General features: G+C 74.8%; 2 protein-coding genes. Both read right to left on the reverse strand.

Annotation, left to right across the window (positions count from 1 at the left end):
- Positions 1-1,421 (reverse strand): DEAD/DEAH box helicase (locus tag ACWCO3_RS33330; protein ID WP_450013916.1); only part of this gene is annotated, 1,421 nt, incomplete at its 3' end.
- Between the two features lie 272 nt (positions 1,422-1,693).
- On the reverse strand, positions 1,694-3,073 hold a 1,380-nt coding region (locus tag ACWCO3_RS33335; protein WP_450013914.1), incomplete at its 5' end, for a hypothetical protein.

A 3,073-nucleotide genomic window follows, 5' to 3' on the forward strand; every position in this document is an offset into this window, starting at 1 on the left:
TCCTGGCCGGTCGCCGAACCGCCGCTCACCCTGCGGACGGTCCTGTAGCGGCGCTCGCCCTGCGGCCGGTCGCCGTACTGCCGGTCGCCCTGCGGTCGGTCGCCGTAGCGGCGCTCACCGGTGGGCCGGTCGCCGTAGCGACGCTCACCGCTGGGCCGGTCGCCGTAGCGACGCTCGCCCTGTGGACGGTCGCCGAACCGACGCGGGCCGCCGGAACGGTCGCCGTAACCGCGCGGCTCCGCCTCGACACGAACCGGGACACCGCTGGGCTCCCGCGCGCCGACCAACTCGGCCAACGCCTGGTCGCCGACCCGGACCCGGGTCTCGGCCGGTGCGACGCCGGCCTTCTCCATCATCGCCAGCGTGGTGCGGCGCTGCTTGGGCAGCACCAGCGTGGCGACCGCGCCCGACTCGCCGGCCCGAGCGGTGCGCCCGGCCCGGTGCAGGTAGTCCTTCGGGTCCTTCGGCGGGTCGACGTGCAGCACCAGGGTGACCCCGTCGACGTGGATGCCCCGAGCCGCCACGTCCGTGGCGACCAGCACGTTCATCCGGCCCTCACGGAACTCCGCGAGGGTCTTGGTGCGCATCCGCTGGGTCTTGCCGCCGTGCAGCCCACCGGCGCGTACGCCGACCGCGGCGAGCTGCTCGACCAGCCGGTCCACCCCGAGCTGCGTACGGGCGAAGACCATCGTCCGGCCGTCCCGAGCGGCGATCGAGGCCGCCACCGGGAACTTCTCGTGCGGCGGGATCAACAGCATGTGGTGATCCATGGTGGACACCGAGGCGGTGGAGGGCGCCGTGGAGTGGGTCACCGGGTCGTTCATGAACCGCTTGACCAACGCGTCGACGTCACCGTCCAGGGTGGCCGAGAAGAGCAGCCGCTGACCGTTAGCGGGCGTCTTCGCCAGCAGGTCGGTCACCTCGGGCAGGAAGCCCATGTCGGCCATCTGGTCAGCCTCGTCGAGCACCGTGACCTCGACGTCGTCGAGCTGGCAGATGCCCCGCTCGATGAGGTCGCCGAGCCGGCCAGGGGTGGCCACGATGATCTCCACGCCGCGCCGCAGCGCGTCGATCTGACGGTCGTACGGGACACCGCCGACGGCGGTCTTCAGGAAGATGCCGACGGCCTTGCCCAGCGGCAACAGTGCGTCGTTGACCTGCATGGCCAACTCCCGGGTCGGAACCAGGACGAGGGCGCGGGGGCGCATCGGCCGGGCCCGGTTGCGGGTCGCCAGCCGGGCGATCAGCGGCAGACCGAAGGCGAGCGTCTTGCCCGAACCGGTCTGGCCACGGCCCAGCACGTCCCGGCCGGCGAGCGCGTCCGGAACGGTGGCCCGCTGGATCTCGAACGGGCTGGTGATGCCTTGCTGTGCCAATGCGCGGACCAGCGGCTCGGGCAGGCCGAGGGCGGCGAAGTCGATGGGTTCGGCGGTGTCGGCCGCCGGGGTGGGGTCGAAAACGGACGTGACGGTGCTGGGGTCAGCAGAGGTGGTCAACAAAAGCCTTTCGAGCGGGGCGCATCTTCGCGATGGCCTGCCGCGGCTGTGCCGCCGGATCGCCCGCAAGATCGCCCAGGGGCGCGCACCACGCGCGCCGGGTCAGTGATCTAAGCCAGTGTACGGCGGTTCGGCGAACCCGCCAGCCGGTTGCCCGACCGTAGTGGGCGGACTCACCATCGCGTCCACTCGACGGGTCACCCGTTGAGCACGCCGCCGACCAGACCGTCCAGTGCATCACCGGCGAGCAGGACGATCATGACGCTGATCGCGACCAGCAGCCCCAGAGCAGCGGCCAGAACGATCACCACCCGGGCGTTGCGGGAGCGCTCGGCCGGGGTGTCCGCCCAGCCCTGGGCCAGGATGTGACCGGTCAGCGAGCCGGACGTCTCCACCGCGTTGGTGGGCATCGCGATCGTGGTGAAACCCGGCCCCTCACCGCTGCCGTAGACGGTGCCGGCCAGGTCGGAGCCACCGCCGCGTCGCCCATCATGAGCGCCAGCCGCAGCCGGTCCGGAGTTGACCGCCGACCTGGCGGTCGGTCCCGTCGGCCGGGAGTTTCCGGAGCTGCTCGCCGGCGATTGGGGAGAGCCGACGCTGGACGGCGGCCAACTGGGCAGCGCGGGAGCGGGCACCACCGGCGGCGCGGAGACGGGTGCCTCGGCCCACCCGCCGGTCGACGCCGAGCGGGTCGTCCCGGCGGCGGCCGGCCATCCGGCCGGCGGTGCGGAGACCGGTGCGGTGGCGCGTACACCGGGCGTGTCGATCACCGCCGGCGGCGGTGGAAACGGCGGTGCCGGCATCGGACCGGGCGGGGCGGGCACCGGCGGCACGGGTGGTGGAACGGGCGGGCCCGGGACGGGCGGCGCCGGCGGACCCGGGACGGGCGGCACCGGCGAGGGCGGCGGTACGGGCGGACCCGGAACGGGCGGTACCGGGCCGGGCGGCGGCGCGGGTCGGGGCTGTGGCGTCGGCATCGGGCCGGGTGGGTACGGACCCGGGGCCGGCGCGGGTTCCGGCTCGGGTGGTGCGGGCTGGGCCGGCCCAGGGCCGGGCGGCGTGGGCTCCGGCCTCGGCTCCGGAGTCGACGGCTCCGGAGGCTGGGCGGGCTGCGGCGGTTGCGCCGGCTCGGGCGGCTCGGTGCTCACCGGCCCGGCTCCGTAGACGGTTGGCGTGCTGCCCCGAGGGCCCGGCGTGCCGATCGCACCGGCCGTGACCCGGCTGCCGGTGGGAACGGTGGCGCTGGCCCGCGCCGGAGCGGTCGAGTCGTTGCGCTGCCCGGGCACCGGAACGTCGGCCGAGCCGGTCGCGCGGTAGGTGGTAGCGGTGACCGGGGCGCTGGCCGGCAGGTCGCTGCGGGACGCCCCGGCGGTCGAGACGCTGGCGCGGGCCCGTACCGGCGCAGCTGGCTGCTCCGGGAGGGCGCTGGCCGGCGTGGTGTGCCCGACGGCAACGGCCGCCGTGGCCTTCCCGACGGCAACGGCGGGAGCGTCCGCGCCGGCGAGCACCTTGACGCCCGTCCCGGTCATCATCACGTTGGCCGGGGTGATGTCCCGGTGCACGATGCCGAGCCGGTG

The organism is Micromonospora sp. NPDC002411 (assembly GCF_053592955.1).